This is a genomic window from Natrinema sp. CBA1119 (genome assembly GCF_002572525.1).
Taxonomy (GTDB): Archaea; Halobacteriota; Halobacteria; order Halobacteriales; family Natrialbaceae; genus Natrinema.
The window spans coordinates 765,091-782,557 of record NZ_PDBS01000001.1; the positions used below are offsets into that span (position 1 = coordinate 765,091).

The 17,467-nt window shown below is 64.9% G+C and carries 14 protein-coding genes; 7 read left to right on the plus strand and 7 right to left on the minus strand.

Features of this window, described 5'->3' with window-relative positions; all coding sequences use genetic code 11:
• Positions 1-38 precede the first annotated feature (38 nt).
• Entirely contained in the window at positions 39-3,215 is a 3,177-nt protein-coding gene (locus CP556_RS03675; RefSeq protein WP_098724391.1) for a PAS domain S-box protein, read from the plus strand.
• Between the two features lie 3 nt (positions 3,216-3,218).
• On the opposite strand, the gene CP556_RS25775 is transcribed toward CP556_RS03675, so the two are convergent.
• The gene (locus tag CP556_RS25775) at positions 3,219-3,383 is read right to left on the minus strand and encodes a hypothetical protein (protein ID WP_176548111.1); all 165 of its coding nucleotides are present in this window, start codon (positions 3,381-3,383) and stop codon (positions 3,219-3,221) included.
• 87 nt (positions 3,384-3,470) lie between these two features.
• The gene (locus CP556_RS03680; RefSeq protein WP_098724392.1) at positions 3,471-4,571 is read right to left on the minus strand and encodes an archaeosine biosynthesis radical SAM protein RaSEA; all 1,101 of its coding nucleotides are present in this window, start codon (positions 4,569-4,571) and stop codon (positions 3,471-3,473) included.
• A 183-nt stretch (positions 4,572-4,754) separates the two neighbouring features.
• Between CP556_RS03680 and tgtA the strand changes: the two genes are divergently transcribed.
• Positions 4,755-6,239: a tRNA guanosine(15) transglycosylase TgtA gene (tgtA, locus tag CP556_RS03685; RefSeq protein ID WP_098724393.1), complete on the plus strand. Its 1,485-nt coding sequence runs from the start codon at positions 4,755-4,757 to the stop codon at positions 6,237-6,239.
• A 225-nt stretch (positions 6,240-6,464) separates the two neighbouring features.
• Here the strand turns inward: tgtA and CP556_RS03690 are convergent, their stop codons facing one another.
• On the minus strand, positions 6,465-6,788 hold the full coding sequence (locus CP556_RS03690; protein ID WP_098727272.1) for a HalOD1 output domain-containing protein: 324 nt from the start codon (positions 6,786-6,788) through the stop codon (positions 6,465-6,467).
• Positions 6,789-6,956: 168 nt separating this feature from the next.
• On the opposite strand from CP556_RS03690, the gene CP556_RS03695 reads away from it, so the two are divergent.
• The gene (locus CP556_RS03695) at positions 6,957-7,313 is read left to right on the plus strand and encodes a TRAM domain-containing protein (RefSeq protein WP_098724394.1); all 357 of its coding nucleotides are present in this window, start codon (positions 6,957-6,959) and stop codon (positions 7,311-7,313) included.
• 40 nt (positions 7,314-7,353) lie between these two features.
• On the opposite strand, the gene CP556_RS03700 is transcribed toward CP556_RS03695, so the two are convergent.
• Complete coding sequence (locus tag CP556_RS03700; RefSeq protein ID WP_098724395.1) at positions 7,354-9,363, minus strand: hypothetical protein; 2,010 nt, start codon at positions 9,361-9,363, stop codon at positions 7,354-7,356.
• Positions 9,364-9,619: 256 nt separating this feature from the next.
• Between CP556_RS03700 and arcS the strand changes: the two genes are divergently transcribed.
• The 4 genes from arcS (at position 9,620) to CP556_RS03725 (ending at position 14,495) form a co-directional block, all read left to right on the plus strand.
• Positions 9,620-11,371 (plus strand): archaeosine synthase subunit alpha, encoded by a 1,752-nt coding sequence (gene arcS, locus CP556_RS03705; RefSeq protein WP_098724396.1) that lies wholly within the window; start codon positions 9,620-9,622, stop codon positions 11,369-11,371.
• Between the two features lie 426 nt (positions 11,372-11,797).
• Positions 11,798-12,469, plus strand: a complete 672-nt coding sequence (locus tag CP556_RS03710; protein ID WP_098724397.1) for an SdpI family protein — start codon at positions 11,798-11,800, stop codon at positions 12,467-12,469.
• A 393-nt stretch (positions 12,470-12,862) separates the two neighbouring features.
• Positions 12,863-13,465, plus strand: a complete 603-nt coding sequence (locus tag CP556_RS03720; RefSeq protein WP_098724399.1) for an HdeD family acid-resistance protein — start codon at positions 12,863-12,865, stop codon at positions 13,463-13,465.
• Between the two features lie 208 nt (positions 13,466-13,673).
• A complete protein-coding gene (locus CP556_RS03725) occupies positions 13,674-14,495 on the plus strand; it encodes a DUF7344 domain-containing protein (RefSeq protein ID WP_098724400.1) in 822 nt (273 codons plus the stop codon).
• Positions 14,496-14,619: 124 nt separating this feature from the next.
• Here CP556_RS03725 and CP556_RS03730 read toward each other — a convergent pair whose 3' ends face one another.
• From CP556_RS03730 to CP556_RS03740, 3 genes are read right to left on the minus strand one after another with little or no spacing between them, the layout of a single operon-like run.
• Positions 14,620-16,311, minus strand: a complete 1,692-nt coding sequence (locus tag CP556_RS03730; protein ID WP_098724401.1) for a bacterio-opsin activator domain-containing protein — start codon at positions 16,309-16,311, stop codon at positions 14,620-14,622.
• Entirely contained in the window at positions 16,311-16,772 is a 462-nt protein-coding gene (locus CP556_RS03735) for a response regulator (RefSeq protein ID WP_098724402.1), read from the minus strand. Before CP556_RS03735 ends, CP556_RS03730 begins: the two co-directional genes overlap by 1 nt.
• Entirely contained in the window at positions 16,765-17,358 is a 594-nt protein-coding gene (locus CP556_RS03740) for a sensor histidine kinase (RefSeq protein WP_098724403.1), read from the minus strand. Before CP556_RS03740 ends, CP556_RS03735 begins: the two co-directional genes overlap by 8 nt.
• Positions 17,359-17,467: the final 109 nt, after the last annotated feature.

The following is a 17,467-nucleotide window of genomic DNA, read 5'->3' on the forward strand; positions in this document are numbered from 1 at the left end:
AGTGTCGGCGTTCGTTAGAGTCGACTGGAATACAGGGAATGGGACGGGATAGCCGACCGAGCGCCCGCATTATCGGCGCTACTGCCGATGCGGGAGCCACCGTCGAACGCGCCCTCGAGGAGCGCGGCGTCGCGACCGAAACAGTTCGGTCGACCGATGCGTGTCTGGCGCGCCTCGAGCGCGTCGACTGCGTCGTGATCGCCGGATCGGCCCGCGACGCTGACCCCGTCGAGTGCTGTCGGGCGGTCCGAGAGCGATCCGACGTTCCGATCGTCGTGTTTCCCGCCGACGGCAGCGAAGCGCTCGCGGGCGCGGTCGTCGCCGCGGGGGCCGACGGCTACGTTCCTCGCGATCAGGGCGTCGAAACGCTCGTGACGCGGCTGGAAGCGGTACTCGACGACCGGTTATCCGGGACGCGATCGACAATCGACGCGGTTGATACCACCATGCCGGAGCTGGCGGAGGACCCCTCGAGCCGCCTCGAACTACTCGTCGAGCAGTCGCCGCTTGCGATCATCGAGTGGAACCTCGCGTTCGAAGTCCGCAACTGGAACCCCGCGGCGACCGAACTGTTCGGCTACACCGCCGACGAGGCCAGGGGTAAATCGGCAATGGAGTTGCTCGTTCGAGACGACGAACGTCGAGAGGTACTCGAGTACTGGGACGCCCTCACCGGCGGCGACACCGACGGACTGCCGTCCCGACAGGTGAATCGCAACGTCGACAGGGACGGGACGCCGATAACCTGCGAGTGGGTCAACACGCCGCTCGTCGAGGACGGGGAAATCGTCGGCGTCCTCTCGTTCGGACAGGACGTCACCGCGGAGCGCAAGCGCGCGAACGCGCTCGAGGCGCTCCAGGAGACCACTCACGAGCTGCTGCGAGCGGAATCGACCGACGAAATCGCCGACATCGTGATGACGGCGACCGAGGACGTGATCGATCGGTCCCTGGCCGCGATCAGGTTCTACGACGAGGAGACGGAGACGCTCGAACTCGCCGGGACGACGGCGGCGCTCGACGAGTCCACCGACGACATCTCGACGATCGGTCCGGAGTACACCACCCTCTGGAACGCCTACACCGATGGCGAGCCGGCTGTCGTCGACACCGTCTCGACGGGCCGTATCCCGTACGACATCGAGGCCAGCGTCGGAAACGCGGTCATCCAGCCGCTCGGCGAGCACGGGCTATTGACGGTCGCGTCCTCGGGCGGCGACGAACTCGACGACGCCGAGAGACACCTCATCCGCGTCCTCGCCACGACCGCCGAAGCGGCGCTCGACCGGGCGGCTCGCGAGCGCGAACTCGAGCGGACGAAGACCGTCGTCGAGACGGTCGGTGACTGCGTCTACCAGCTCGATACCGAGGGGTATCTGGTCACCGTCAACGAGACGATGATGGGCGCGACCGGTTACGACCGCGACGAACTGATCGGCGAGCACGTCTCGAAAATCCTCACGGACGCCAGCATCGAGCGCGGCAGACGACACGCTCGGGCGCTCCTGTCCGACGATTCCCGACGCGTCGCGACCTACGAGGTCACGCTGACTGGTCCCGACGACGAGCGGATCCCGAGCGAGGTCAACATGGCGCTGTTGCGCTCCGACGGCGAGGTCGGGGGGACGGTCGGGATCGCACGCGATATCAGCGACCGCAAACGCATGGAACGGAAGCTCGTCGATCGCAAGTCGAAGATCGAAGGGCTCCACGACGTTGCTTCCCGGCTCGACAGCTGCGAGAGCCACGCGGAGATCTACGACCTGACTGTCGAAGCGGCCGAAGACGTCCTCGACTTCGACGCCTGCTGGGTCGCGCTGTCTCAAGGGGAATCACTCGTTCCAAAGGCAGTTTCGTCGACCCTCGAGATCGATCTCGACGCGCGGATACCGCTCGACGATACCGTCGCCGGGAGGACCTACCGCACACAGCGACCCGCACGGATCGATGAGATCGACGCGGCCGACTCGATTCCGAACGCGGATGACTGCCAGTCGGTCCTGTGCGTTCCAATCACCGAGCGGGGCGTATTTCTGGCCGCCTCGACGGAGCCGGACTCGTTCACGCCGGCCGACGAAGAACTGGCGGAGCTGTTGCTCTCGCACGTCACCGACTCGCTCGATCGGATCGCGTTCGAAGAGCGTCTCCGAACGGAGCGCGACCGGTTCGCGGCGCTGTTCGAGAACGTCCCCGACGCCGTCGTCAGCGTTACGCAACTCGAGGACGGCCCCGTGGTCGAGGAAGTCAACCCGGCGTTCGAGCGAATCTTCGGCTATGAGGAGGATGAACTCGTCGGTAGCCCGCTCGATCAGTACGTCGTTCCAACCGAGAGAACGGCCGACGCCGACACGCTCAATCGCCGCGGAAGTCGAGGCGAGATCGGCGACGCCGAGGTCAAACGGCGAACCGCGAACGGACTGCGCGACTTCAGGCTTCGCGTCGTTCCGATGGAGATGGACGGATCGTCGGATCGCGCCTTCGGGCTCTATACCGATATTACCGCCCAGAAGCAGCGCCAAAAGCGCCTCGAGATCCTCAATCGCGTTCTCCGCCACGACCTGCGCAACGGGATGAACATTATCAACGGCTGCGCCGAGATGCTCACCGACAGCATCGACGGCGCGGACCACGAGTACGTCGAGACCATCCGAAATCGTGCGAGCGAACTCACCGGCCTCGCGGAGAAGACTCGCGCCGTCGAGCGGGTGCTCGACCGCGAGGAGACCCCGGCCGGACCGATCGATCTCTCCGCGGCCGTCGAACGAGCAGCCGACCGCCTCGAGCGCGCCCACGAGGTGGACATCGACTGCTCGCTGCCGGACCGAACGTTCGCCCGGGCCGACGAGTACCTCCAGACGGCCGTCTTCCAGATCCTGGAAAACGCCGTCGAGCACAGCGATCGGGCGCGACCGGCGATCGACGTAACGCTCCGGGATCGACCGGACGACGAGACCGTGACCGTGTCGATCGCAGACGACGGTCCCGGCATGCCAAGCGAGGAGCGAGAACTGCTCGAGGGCGACCGGGAGATCACGCAGCTTCGCCACGGGAGCGGCCTCGGGCTCTGGCTGGTCAACTGGATCGTCAGACAGGCCGGCGGGCGGCTCTCCTTTGCGGACAACGACCCTCGCGGCACCGTCGTCACGCTCGAGGTGCCCCGCGCCGACACGGAATCGGTTCGGGCGTTAGTGGACGAACCGGCGACCGGCGATTAGGGCTCAGCGGCCCCACTCGTAGAACCACCAGCTGACACCGAGTAGCATGAGCCCCGCACCCAGCGCGGAGGTCGCGGGCTCGGGAAAGACGAACAGGAGGAATCCGACGAGGATCAACAGCGTGGGCTCGATCTCGTTCCAGTAGTCCGAGAACGACGGAAGTGCCATACGCAACGGTACCGGGACGGGAGTGAAATAAGTGCACCCGGCTTCCACAACCTGAAGCCATCAGGTCGGCAACTGTCGGTGTTTTCGCTATCGAGTCAGCGGCTGATTGAAGCTCCGCTCGCGCTCGATGACGGTCTCCCACGTCAGTTCGCACTCACAGGAGACCTGCTCGAACACCGACGGATCCTGCCGCAGGTCGAAGTCCTTGATCGCCTTCTGGACGCGGTCGTCGCACTCCGTGCAGTTGTGCGGGCCGCGATCGGAGCCGTGGCCGACCGGATCCGAGACGACGATGGCGTCGACGGCCGCCGTCTCCTCGAGCACGTGTGCCACCGACCAGAGCCACGGCGGGCGGTACCCATCGTTGAAATAGAGGTCGTCGACCATCGTGTAGCGCTGGACGTTACACGGGTTCATCGAGACGGTGTGGCAGCCGTCGACATCGGCACAGCGCTCGACCGACGAGATCATATCCGCGACGGCTTCGGACTCGGTGAGGAAGGGCGGCTTCATCAGCAGGTAGGCCTTGATCCCGGCCGCCGTGTCGCCGACAGCGTTCTCATCTGCAACGGCGGCTTCCGCACAGGCGTCCTCGAAGTCCGCGAAGTCGAAGTACTTGTTCACGCAGTCGTGTCGCACGCGGTCGGTGGCCGTCTCGAGGCCGATCGCGATATCCGTGTGGATGCCGTGTTGCGTGAAGTCGCCGATCTTCTCGCGGTCGACGAAGTCGGGCAGGGACTCGAGGACGATGCGTTCCCGGTCGGCGAAGGTGTCGGCGATCGCCCGTCGGCTCTCCGCGCCGACCTCGCGCTCGTCGAGGAAGGATCCGGAGGTGTAGATTTTGATGAGATCGGCCGTCTCGTCGGCGTTGTCTTCCTCGTGTTCCAGACAGATATCGATCTGGTCCATCAGGGCCTCGTGGCTCACGGAGCCGCCGTCGACGCTCTCGGCGACGTAGCCACACATCGTACAGCCGCCGGCGCGGGCCCACCGGCAGCCGCCGGTGTTGAGAATGATCGTTAGACTCGTCTTGACGCCGTCGGGAGTGTTGTCCTCGTCGAGCCAGACGCGCGTGGGCTCGTGGGGATCGTAGCTGGCCTCCTTGCGAGAGCGGATCTCCCGCATCGCCTGATTGTGGGCGTCCATGCCCTTGCCCTGCTCGTAGACGTCGGGCGTGGGTTTACTCATTAGGGGACGAAAGCGGCCCGCAGCGTAAAGCGCCTTCGTCTCCCCTCCTCACTGATCACGGGATCGCTCTCGGCTCTCTTCGTCTCGGAAGCCTCGCGCAAACGGTCCGAAACGAGTCGCGCCGCTCCGGTCAGTCAGGCAAAAACCGTCACGACTTACGTCCGACGGTCCAACCCGCAGATAATGCGCGAGTCTTTCGAAGTCCGGGACACCGACGCTGGCGGTCGCATCGGGGAACTCACCGTCCCCCGTGCCGACGTCACCGTCGAGACCCCGGCGCTGCTGCCGGTGATTAATCCGAATCTGGATACGATCAGCCCTCGCCGGCTCGCCACGGAGTTCGGCGCGGAGATCCTGATCACGAACTCCTACATCATCCACGGCGACGATACCCTTCACGAACGCGCCCTCGAGGAGGGTCTGCACGCCCTCCTGGATTTCCCGGGTGCGATCATGACCGACTCCGGCTCCTTTCAGCTGTCGGAATACGGCTCCATCGACGTGACGACCGAGGAGATCCTCGCCTTCCAGCACGAGATCGGCTCCGATATCGCCACGCCGGTCGACATTCCGACCCCACCGGACGTCTCCCACGAACGAGCTGAAACCGACCTCGAGACCACGCAGAAGCGACTCGAGATCGCCGAGGCCGCCGACACCGGCGAGATGCTCATCAGCGCGCCGGTGCAGGGGTCGACCTATCCGGACCTCCGCGAGCGCGCCGGTCGACACGCCGACGGGACCGATCTCGACGTCTTTCCGGTCGGCGCGGTCGTCCCGCTGCTGAACGACTACCGGTACGACGACATGATCGACGTCGTCGCCGCCGCCAAGCGCGGGCTCGGTGCCGACGCGCCGGTCCACCTCTTCGGTGCCGGCCACCCCATGATGTTCGCGCTCGCCGTCGCCGCGGGCTGTGACCTGTTCGACTCGGCGGCCTACGCGCTCTACGCCCGCGACGACCGCTATCTGACGGTGCGGGGAACCCGCCAGCTCGCGGATCTCGAGTATCTCCCCTGTTCGTGTGCCGTCTGTACCGCTCACTCGCCCGACGAACTCCGCGCGCTGCCCGACGACGAACGCGAGTCGGAACTGGCCGCCCACAACCTCCACGTCACCTTCGCCGAAATCCGCCGGATCAAGGAGGCGATCCGCGCCGGCAACCTGCTCGAACTCGTCGAGCAGCGCGCCCGCGCCCACCCGACGATGCTCGACGGCTACCGCACGCTACTCGACCACGCCGCCCAACTCGAGCGCTCGGATCCCGTCTCGAAGGGCTCGTTTTTCTACACCTCCCACGAGAGCGCGCGCCGCCCGGAAGTCGTCCGCCACCACGAGCGCCTCGAGCGGCTGTCCGTCCCCGACTCCCTGCTACTCACGGAGGGAGATTCCCCGCGAAGCGACGAGTTCGACGATTCCTGGCGCGTCGAGCCGCCGTTCGGACCGTTCCCCCGGGCGCTCTCGAGGAGCTATCCCCTCACCGCGGAAGTCCCCGAGCGGACCGATCGGGCGGCGCTCGAGGCCGCGGCCGACGGCGTCGCTCGGCTCGTCGAGGTGAATCCGGACGCTGCGCTCACGCTCGCACATCGGGGATGGCCCGCGGGCGTCCTCGAGCGCGTTCCGGACTCCGTCGACCTAGTCGATCTCCGGAGTACCGACGGCCGGTGACGACGACGGCCGGTGGCGACGGGTTCCCACTGCCAAACTTCCGTCGGTACGGTGACGGATACAGCGTCAGTCGTCGTTCGGTCGATCGGCATCGCTCGAAGCGAGCTGAGCGCAGCGCTCGGATCGAATCACGCGGCGGAAAAACCCATTCCAGTCGGGCGGATTCCGGTGCAAAATGAAAATCGTCGTCCGTCAGTCTGACGCGGGGATGACCGACAACTCGAGTTACGCGCCGGTGGGAGACCCGCGGTCGGATCCGGCCGTGATCGCCTCGACGGCTGGCGAGCCGTCGACCGAAATCGTGACGTCGTCGGCGCAGTCCACGGCGACCGCGTGGCCGTCGTAGGTGAACTCGAGCCGGCCGCGTCGGGGGCCGCCGCGTCGGGTCGGCTCGAAGAGGGCGTCCAGCGAATCGGGGTCGATCCACTCGTAGAGGGGCGGCAACTCGATCGGATCCGCGCCCCGGTGCGCTGCAACAGCGTGAATGACGGCGATGTGTAGCGGCTCGTCGATGTCGTCGCCGGTCGATCCGCTGAATGAGGAAGTCACGACGTATTCGAACGGACGGGGAGATAAAAGGGCAGCGGCGATTCGAGAGCCGTGCTCGTCCGTCGCGCCGTCGGGGAAAAGCGTTTCCGACACGCGGTGATCGCCCCCGGTCACCGACGCACCGGCGGAATCGGAACATGGAAGCCCCACGCGCCGGCCCGTTTCAGTATGCTCGATCAAGCGGTGCTCGGTATCGGCCTGCTCGTCGTCCTCGTGATCGGCTCGTGGGTAGTCAAACGGATCCGCGGTGGCTCCGCGGACGAGCGGCAATCTCGGGACCGTCACAAAGCGGCCCAGAAACGCGACCCACCGGTCGAGATCGGCGACGTCGAGACCGTCGCTATCAGCGAGTTTACCGACCACCACTCCGGCGAGCGACAAGCGGTCGGCAAGATCGAAGGGTTCGTCGTCTTCGTCGAGGACGTTCCCGGGGGCTGCGAGCCGACCGACGTGATCCGGATCAAAGTCCTCTCGTTCAACCGCGGGCACACGTCGGCGACCGCGACGTTCCTCGAGACCGCCTAAAGTGCCAACTGAAACGGTTCACACACTGATCGCCGATGCGTTACGCTCGCCGTCGAAGCACGAGCGCCGTTAGCAACCCGGCGATCGACGCGAGTCCGATCCCGATTCCGAAGCCGGGAACGCTATCGGAACCGTCGTCTTCGTCCTCGTCGCCGCTTTCCGCCGTGTTTTCGTCGTCCTGCGTCTCGAGGAACTCGCTCATTTCGTCGGTCTCGATCGTCGGCAGCTCGTCGTCCCACTCGCCGGCCCGGTGGACGGTGGTCTCGGAGTCGACCACGTCGAACTGCTCGAGATCGGATTTCGACGCCGACGCGGTGTCGACTTCGCCCATATCGTCGACGTGAACGTACATCGACGCGGTGTCTCCGTCCTGTTCGGTCGCGATTCCGCTGATAGCCATGCTCTCGCTGACCGTCTCGGTGAGCGTACTCATGTCGTCGAACCGCGCCCCGCCTTCGACGCGCACCGTGCCGTCGTCGATACCCGCATCGACGCGGGCGACCTCGAGTTCGGATTCTGCCAGCGCCGAAACGAACTGGTCGGCTTCCGGGGACGTCGGCGACGTCGGTCCGGTCTGGGCCGACTGCGCCCAGTTTTTGACCGCCTGACTGGCCAGATCCTCGGCCCCGAGTTCGAACTCGCCGTCGATCGCGAGCTGGTCACCGTCGGTTTCGGCCGACAGGTCGAACGTGACGTCGTTCGGACGGTCGACGCCTCGAGACTCGAGTTCGTCGATGTAGGCGTCCCAATTATCGGTGTCGCTCGTCAGTGAGGCGTCGAGCGTCATCTCGTCGGACGACGTCTGTTCGATCGAGCCGTCCCAGGTGAGTTTCGTATCGAGATCCGCCGCCTGCTGGGCTTCGATAGCCGTTCGTGCGTTCTCGAGTTGGTCCTCCGGTAGCTGGTCGTCCGTGGCGGTCGCTTCCGCGAGGTCGAACATCGCGACCGTGAGTTCGTTGTAGTTCTCGAGCGCGACGTCCCACTCGACATCCATCGAACTACCGCTCGCGTCCATCGTGAACGAGAGGGTCTCGATCTCGAGATCGGTGACGCTGGTTGCGACCTCCTGTGCGTCCGATCGGCTGAGATCGGTTGTCGGATCGTTCGCCAGCTGATCCGTGAGCTGCTCTTCGATGCCGTCGTCGATGCCAGTGTACTCGACGGTGAATGCGATGTCGAGTCGGTGTTGGCCGTCGGATCGTTCTTCGAAGTCGTAGCTCGTGAGCTCGATGTTGCTGGTCCCGCCCAGCATCGCGGCGTAGACGCCGTATTGCTGTTGAAGCGTCTGCTCGGCCTGTTCGCGCGTCTCCCACTGATCAGCCGTCCAGCTGGTAACGGTTCGTTCCTGGCTGACACCGACTTCGTAGCCGTTGTTCGTCTCCTGCAGTGAGGCGTCGAGATACTCGTCAGCCCCGTCGGCACCCGACGCTCCGGGCGAGTCGACCGACACGTTCCCGCTCGTTTCGAGTCGGTCCGCCGTCGCGGTGACGTGACCGTTCGTACTGACCGCTCCGGTCGTCGTCGCCTCGCTGTCGAACGTACCGGACGCGGATCCCTCGAACTCGTTCGTCTCTTCGGAGACTTCGCCGGAGACGTCGAGTTCGAAGTTCTCGAGGTCCTCGGGTTGCTGCATGACCATCGAACCGCTCCCGGAGAGACCCTGCTGATCGAGGATCGCCGAGACGTTCGCCGATTCCAGCTCGTCGTCGGGGTTCTCGATGTCGTCGACCACCAGCATGTGGACCAGTCCTTCGCTGACGTCCATGCCCATCTCGAGCGTGTCGACGTCCGTTTCATCGTCGTAGCGAAGGACGGCGCTGTCGTTCTCCCCGAGGTAGATCTCGTCGGCCGAACCGAGTTGCGATTCGGCTTGCGAGATCGAGTCGTACGATTCGAATTCGGGCTCCGGCTCGGTCGCTTCGACGGTCGTCGTCATTCCCCCGAAGACGATCGGCAGCCCGATCGTCGCTACCCCAACGACTGCGACCAGAAACACGGCCAGAAACGCTCTGAACCCGTCCGTCGATCGCAGCTTTGTTTCCGATGACATATAGGTAGACCTCCAACTGGAAGTGCTTAAAGGTTAATTTTCTAAACCATGCATCGATGGATTCAGCTCTCGCTATCAGTAATCCGCACCAAAATTCTCACGATAAACGACGGGTATGTGGCCCGTGAATCGCTCGTAGGAGTACCCAGATCCGTCGCCTCGAGGCGTTCGCCGGCAGTTCGAGCGCGCTCGGAATCCGGCCGTGGGGACCGCTCGCTATCGACAACCTCTTTCGCTCGCCGCGGTCATATCGAGTATGACCGATTATTTCGAAGTACACGAGCGTGACGGGGCCGCGCGCGTGGGCGAACTCCGCCTCTCTTCGCCGGTGACGACGCCCGCACTCGTAGACGACGTCCTCGAGGACGCGGGTTCGCTCTGGAGCGAGGATCGCGAGATTCCCGCGGGCGACGAGTCGCGGCTCACGGTGCTTCCCCACCGGGCGTTCCCCGGCGGCACCGCCGAGGAAGTCCAGGAATCCTTCGCCGTCGACGCCCCCGACGTCGAGTATCCCAGCGTCGCTGTCGTCTCGAGCGAGAGCGTCGAATCCCAGGGGACGGACGCCTACGCCCTCTCGAACGTCCAGTCGGTGATGGGTCACGGCGCTGCGCTAGTCGAGGCCGTCGTGGCCGCCCGCGAGGCGATCCCCGCCGACACCGCCCTGCTGTTTTCCGGCGTCGCGACGCCGCGGAACGTCGCCCTGCTGGCCTACGCCGGCGTCGATCTGTTCGACGAGACCGCCGCGGTCGTGAGAGGCACCGAGGGCCGCTATCTGACGACCGACGAGGCGTACTTCCTCGAGGACCTCGAGGAGCTCCCCTGTTCGTGTCCCGCCTGCCAACAGCCCCGCGAGGAGTTTACGCGCGAGGACTGTGCGGACCACAACGGCAACGTCCTCGAGGCAGAACTGGCGATCGTCCGCCGTCGGATCCGGGACGGCCGCCTCCGGGATTACGTCGAGGGACAGGCCCGCCACGACCAGTGGCTCACTGCCGCGATGCGCGAACTCGACTCGCAGTGGGGGTATCTCGAGGAGCGCACGCCCATCCTCCGCGATGCCCAGATCGACGCCGCGTCCGCGGACACCCTTCGCCGGGTGGAGATCCAGCGCTTCGCCGATCGAGTGACGACGCGGTACCGGAACCGCTTCCAGAATCCGCTCGTGCTGGTCCCGTGTTCGGCCGCCAAACCCTACAGCGAGTCCCAGAGCCACCGCCAGTTCCACGACGCGATTCAGTGGCGCGCCCACCTCGTCTCGATGACCAGCCCCATCGGCGTCGTCCCGCAGGAACTCGAGACGACCTACCCCGCCCAGCACTACGACACTGTCGTGACCGGCCGCTGGTCCGAAGACGAAAAGCAATTCGTCGCCGATGTCCTGCAGCGCTACCTCGAGCGCAACGAGTATCCGGAGATCATCGCCCACGTTCCCGACGAGGGCTACCGCGACATCGTCGAACGCGTCGAGGACCGACTCGACCTCAATATCACCTACACGGTCGCCGAACACCCGACCGACGACGAGTCGCTCGCGAACCTCTCGCAAGCGCTGTCGGGCGAACTGAAGTACCCGAAGCGCGAGCGCGAGCACAACACCGTCCGCGCCCTCGCGGACTACCTGCTGGGCGACGGTGCCGGCGACGACCTCTTCGAGGACATCCAGACGACCGGTCGCTACCCCAAGATCCAGGTTCGCGATCGCGAGGAGACCCAGCTCGCGACGATGGTTCCCCAGTACGGCACCCTGTCCTTTACGCTCGCGGGGGCGAGGCGGTGGCTCGAGAGCGATGCGCCGACGAAGCGCGTCGAGATCGACGGCTTCGTCCCACACGGCAGCGTGCTCGCGCCGGGCGTCGTCGACGCCGACGAGGACATCCGCGTCGGCGACGAGGTGGTCGTCGAGGGACCGAAGGCGTTCGCCGTCGGCCGCGCCGAGATGTTCGGCCGCGAAATGGTCGAGAGCACGCGCGGTATCGCCTCCGAAATCCGCCACGTCGAGGAGAAGTGAACGAGAGAATATCGTCGCCACCCGAGCGGTTCGTGATTCTCGACTCGGTCGTCTCTCTCGGACCTATCTGCCGACTCTCTGCCCGTCTCCGATACTCCTCCTGAGCCAGCGGTGGATTAGCGGTTCGTCGCGTCGGACCCGCAGCCACAGCGCTCGGAGACGTTCTCTCGACAGGACGGACACCGACAGCCGTTCACGAATCGGTTGACGGAACGGCCACACTCCGGACACTCCCAGATGCTGGAATTCGACGTTCCCGTCACTGTCGGACCCTGATTCCGACGAGACGCAAAGGTGTTTCCCATCGTCTCAGCTCGAGAGAAACGATCCAACGCCGAAGTCGTCGGTAGCGACGGACGGCCCCGCCGGTCTCGTTCCGCCGCTCGGCCCCGTTCATTGATACGGAGCGGCGCCGTAGTAACGAGTGTGAAGACGACGCACCGACTGACGCTCGCGGGCGCGTTCGTCGTCCTCGCCGGCGTCGCCAGTCTTCTCGCTGCACCGGAGCTGTCCGACCCGCTCGTGACCCGCTGGAACGCCGCCGGTGAGCCGGACGGGACGATGTCGAAGACGCTCGGTCTCGCGTTCGTTCCCGTCCTCTCGGCGGCGCTGGTGGCGCTCCTCGCAGCGGTCCCTCGCATCGACCCGCTCGGTGAGAACGTCGACGCGTTCCGAGCCGCGTACGACTGGTTCGTCGTCGCCTTCGCGGGGTTCATGTTCGTCCTCCACGCCGGCATCCTCGCGTTCAACCTCGGCTACGAGTTCGATTTTACGCTCCTCGTCCTCGGTTCGGTCGCCGTCCTCTTCTACGGCGTCGGCGCGTTGCTCACCCGCGCGGAGCCCAACTGGTTCGTCGGTATCCGCACGCCGTGGACGCTCAGTAGCGAGGCAGTCTGGGAGCGCACGCACGAACTCGGCGGCCGGCTGTTCAAGCTCACCGCGGTCGTTTCGCTGATCGGCCTCTTCTTCGGGGAGTACGCCGTCTACTTCCTCGTGGTGCCCGCGCTCCTGACGGCCGCGATCACTACCGCGTACTCGTACTATCTCTACGAACGTCTCGAGCGCGACACGGAGTCGTCCTCGAACGCCGGCGTCTAAGATCGCACTCTCGAAAACGCCGCCATCGTGCGCCTTCGACCCGGAGCCGTGCCGGAAAGCCGAGTCGCTCGAGACGGGTCACTCCCCGGAACGGCCGGGACACGACTTGAGCAGGTGCTCGTGATAGGCGGCCGCCGGGACCCGTTCCCCGCAGAGGTCACACTCGCGGTCACCGCCATCGCGATCGTCGGTCACGATCAGTGGTTTCATCCTCATCGGAATAACTGTCGTGCTTCGTCCGGGCTCCGTCGTGTGAGCGGCGTTCGGTACGGCCTCGAGGAGACCCAAGACGCCGTTCATCCCGGTTTCGGACCGGTCCGTTTCCGCGACCGACTGTCAAATCGTATAGTTGTATTATATACCTACACGACGTACGTAGTACCGGTGACGCAGATGAACAGTATCACAGCAACCACCGGAACCGACGGGGGCTACGCCCTCGAGAACGACTGGCGACCCCTCGCGATCGCGGGCGGGATCGTCGGGCTGATCGGGATCCTCGCGATGGCCGCCCCGGCCGTCACCGGGCTCTCGGTATCGATCGCGCTCGGAGCGCTCCTCGTCGTCAGCGGAATCGTCCACGGCGTCCACGCGTTCACGGCGCGCGGCTGGCGCGGATCGATCTGGCAGACGACGCTCGCGGCCGTCTCGGTGCTCGCCGGACTGGCCGTCCTCGCGGCCCCCGCGATCGCGCTCGTTACGCTGACGCTCGCGCTCGTGGCGTACCTGGCGATCGACGGGATCGCGGAGCTCGCGACGGCCGCACGAATGTCCGGGTCCCGCGGTCGAACATCGGTCGCCGTCAGCGGCGTTATCGCGCTCGTCCTGGCCGGATTCCTCTGGATCGGCTTCCCGGCCACCGCGGCGTGGGCCGTCGGCCTGCTCGTGGGCGCGAACCTCCTCGTGACCGGGCTCTCGATGGTGGCCGTCGCGATGGCCGCTCGTCGTCCGATGGACGACGTGACCCCGCCCGCAACCGAGCCTCGCGGCGCGTAATCCGTTTTGCCCGTTCGAACGGACTGATGCGAGCCACACTCGGACGGGAGTGTCACTCGAGTTTCGGCGGATCGCCCCGAAGTGTCCGTGCGCGAAGTGAACGGTGGGAAGAACCGACATTCAACGGGGGGAAATAGATTACAATTCGGGAACTGTGTGTATGGACTGATACATTCTATTTATTACTCCACGGGGGTATTAGTCGGTAATGGATTTGCAGGAGGAAACACTTATTCGGCTGCTTACGGACACCGCTAATCGAGCGATTTTGACCGTTCTCGCTAACGCTTCTCACGGGCTCTCTGTGACCAAACTTTCCGAACGACTCGTTTCGGAGGACGAGGGGGAATTCGACCAGACGGTCATCTCGCTCCATCACAACTATCTCCCCCGCCTCGACGAAGCGGGATTGATCGAGTACGATCGCGACGAAAACGTCGTCACCGAGGGGAGCTACTCGGCGGCCGATACCGAATGGATGAACGTCGACGTGCTCGACGAACTGCTCTCACAGTGTGGAACGGGACGCGGAGCAGACGAGCGGACTGTTGGACGACTCGAGGGTCGCGAATCCGTGTACGAGTATTGTCGGAAATTGGCCGATAGAGCGACGGACGAACTGTTTCTGATCTATGCCTCTGACGAGTTACTCGACGAAGAGTGTCTCCCGCACGCAGAGAATGCCATCGATCGAGGAGTCTCGTTACACGCCGGAACGAAAGACCGGGAGACCCGAGAGTTCTTTCGGGATCGGCTTCCCGACGCGACGATATGGGAGCCACAGATGGACTGGATGTACGAACAGTCGAGCCACCCCAGGGTGAGTCGACTGATCGTCGCCGATCGAGAGACGGTCGTCGTCGGTCTCTGGGACGAAGACGCGGACGGGACGAAAACGGAGATCGCGATGACCGGTGAGGGAACGACCAATCCCCTGGTGGTCCTCGTCCGTGAACTGCTCGGCCCTCGACTGGATCACCTCGATTACCAGAGTGACGATTTCTTGGGAGCCCTTCCGTTTGAAACCTGATCGGCAGTATCTGCGATGAAGAACGGATTCGGCACCTGCTCCGCCTGTACTGAGCGAGACAGCGGAAACCGCTCCGAAATTACGGCCTCTTGTGATACCCGCTCGTCGAATGAGACCCCGACTCCTATTCGCCGAACATCGAATTGAAGAACTTCCGTTCCGCCGTTCGGAGGTGCTGGTTGAAGGTGGCGGGCGCGATGCCGAGGCGCTCGGCAATCTCCTCGCCGGTGCTGCCCCGCGGCCAGTCGAAATAGCCCGCGAAGTAGGCCGTCTCGAGGGCCGCCCGCTGTTTCTCGGTCAGTTCGTCCTCGAGGACGGACGACGAGCCGCTGTCGCTGCGCTCGCTGCGTTCGGTGGTCCGCTGTGCGAGATAGGTGACGTCGTCGCGCTGGGTCCTGATGAGTTCGATCATCTGGCGGGTGTCCCGGCCGCGCGGAAGTTCGACGACGAACCGGAACTCCCCGTCGGCGATCGTCGCCTCAGCGACGCGGCCGCCGTGGGTGGCGATCGTCTCGAACAGGCTGACGGCGGCGGGTGCGACGAGTTCGAACTCGAACTCGTCGCGTCGGGCCGCGAGCAACCGAACGTCGCGGATGCCGTCGGTCCGGTCGGTGGCCTCGAGAAACGCTTCCTGGGAGACGCCGTGTGCCGAGCCGTAGGCCAGGAGCGTCTCGTCGCTGCCGACCAGTTGCTCGAACTCGATCGTGCACGACTCGGTCGTCGAGAGTTCGATCAGTTCCTCGGCCATCGCCTCGACGCGGAACTCGAGTTCGATGACGGCGTCGCTGACGAGTGCGTCCCGGCGTTCGATCGCGGTGATCGCGTGGGCGATGACGTCGCCGATCCGGCCGAGAACGTCGGTTTCGGGCCCCTCGAACGATCGCGGTGACGACGAGTAAACGTTCAACACGCCGTAGACGAGATCCTCGTGGGTGATCGGAATCGCGACCGACGATCGGTAGTCGCGGGCGCGTGCCGCCTCCCGCCACGGTCCGAACTCGGGATCCGCGCCGGCGTCGTTCATCACCTGAACCTCCCCGGTTCGGATCGCTGTTCCCGCCGGCCCCCGTCCGCTCTCGTCGTCCTCGTCGACGGTGACGTCGATCTCCTCGAGGTATCCGTCCTCGACGCCGGCCGCCGCGTTCGGGACGACGCGGTCGCTGCCGGGGTTGACGCTGCCGATCCACGCGAATCGATAGGCGTCGGACTCGGCGAGTCGGTCACAGACCTCCTGTTCGAGTTCCGCGCGCGTCTCGGTCGTGATCACCGCGTGGGTGATGTCGTGGCCGATCCGGTTGAGCCGGTTGAGCGCTTCGAGTTGCTCGCGCTGCTGGCGGCGTTCGCGCTGCTGGCGGGCGCGCTCGATCGCGTGGTGGATCGTTCGCACCAGGAGTTCACTGGTCACCTCGTCTTTGACGAGGAAGTCCTGGGCACCGCGCTGGATCGCCTCCACGCCGACCTGCTGGTCCCGGACGCCGGTCAGGACGACGATCGGCGTCTCTCCCGCCTCCTCGTGGACCGTCTCGAGGGTGTCGAGCCCCTCGCTATCGGGGAGGTTCAGGTCGAGCAGGACGATATCGGTGGACGCCGATTCGATCGTCTCAAGGCCCTCCTCGAGACGGGTTTTTCGGGTGATCTCGGGCGTCTGACTTGCCGTCTCGGTGGGGCTGACCCGCTGGGCGAGTTCCTCGGTTCCGCGGAGCATCTCCTGTATGAGACGGGCGTCACCGGGGTTGTCCTCGATTAGGAGGATGTGAAGTGCGTCCTCGGGGTCCGCGCTCTCCGCATCGGCGGTCCGGGTGTTCGTCTCGGTCATCAGTTGTCGACCTCCGGTGGGAGTCGGACGACCGAGAACCAGAACTTCTCGAAGGCGCGGACCGTCTGAATGAATTCGTCCGGATCGACCGGTTTCGTGAGGTAGGCGTTGGCGTGGAGTTCGTAGGACTTGACGACATCCTCCTCCGCGCGCGAACTCGTCAGCACGATCACCGGGATCGATCGCAGCACTGGATCCTCCTTGAGTTCCTCCAGAACCTCTGCACCGCCCTTGCCGGGCAGATTGAGATCCAGGAGGATGAGGTCCGGGCGCGGTGCGTCGGCGTACTCGCCCTCCTGGGAGAGAAACGCCAGCGCTTCGATGCCGTCGGAGACGACGTGGAGGTCGTTCTCGATCCGACCCTGTTTGAACGCCTCCTTGGTCAGCCGGACGTCGCCGGGATTGTCCTCGACCAACAGGATCTGTGCCGGCTCGGACCCGGGTCGCTCTGGCTTACTCATCGGTCACTGGTTCCGTCGTCGAATCGGTCTCGGTGTCGGCCTCGCTGGCCGGCGCGCGTTCCACCGCGTCGTCCGCGTCGGGCACCGTCGGCAGCTCGATCGTAAACGTCGAGCCCGGCCTCACGCTGTTCGGCCGGACGCCGTGGCGCTCGGTGATTCGCTGACAGAGCGCGAGTCCGATATCGGTGCCGTCGTACTCCTCGCGACTGAGGTGTCGATCGAACACCTGAAAGATGCGATCCGTGTCGCTCGAGTCGATCCCCCGACCGTGAACTGAACCCCTCCATATAGCCCCAGTATTCTCGTCGAATACGGATATACGTGGGGCTCTATCGCCAGAATATGTAATCGAGTTATCGAGTAGGTTCTGGAACAGCTGGCGGAGCTGTCCAGGATCACCGTAGACCCGCAGCAGCGAGTCGACGCTGATCTCGGCGTCGGCCTCGTTGATCCGTACCTCGAGGTCGTCGGCCAGCAGCCCGTCGAGATCGGTCGACTCGAGGGCCCGCTGACCGAGTTCCGCGAGGGGGGCCTGCCGGCAGACGGGGGAACGGAGAACATCTGCTGTAGAATCGGAAACAACCATGTACGATCAACACACGGGCAGACGGTGTAAACCTAGCGCTGAAACTCATCTCGAGTCGTTTTCTCACGTTTTAGTGAAATCCGTATAGATGATCGATAGCCGTCGGTCT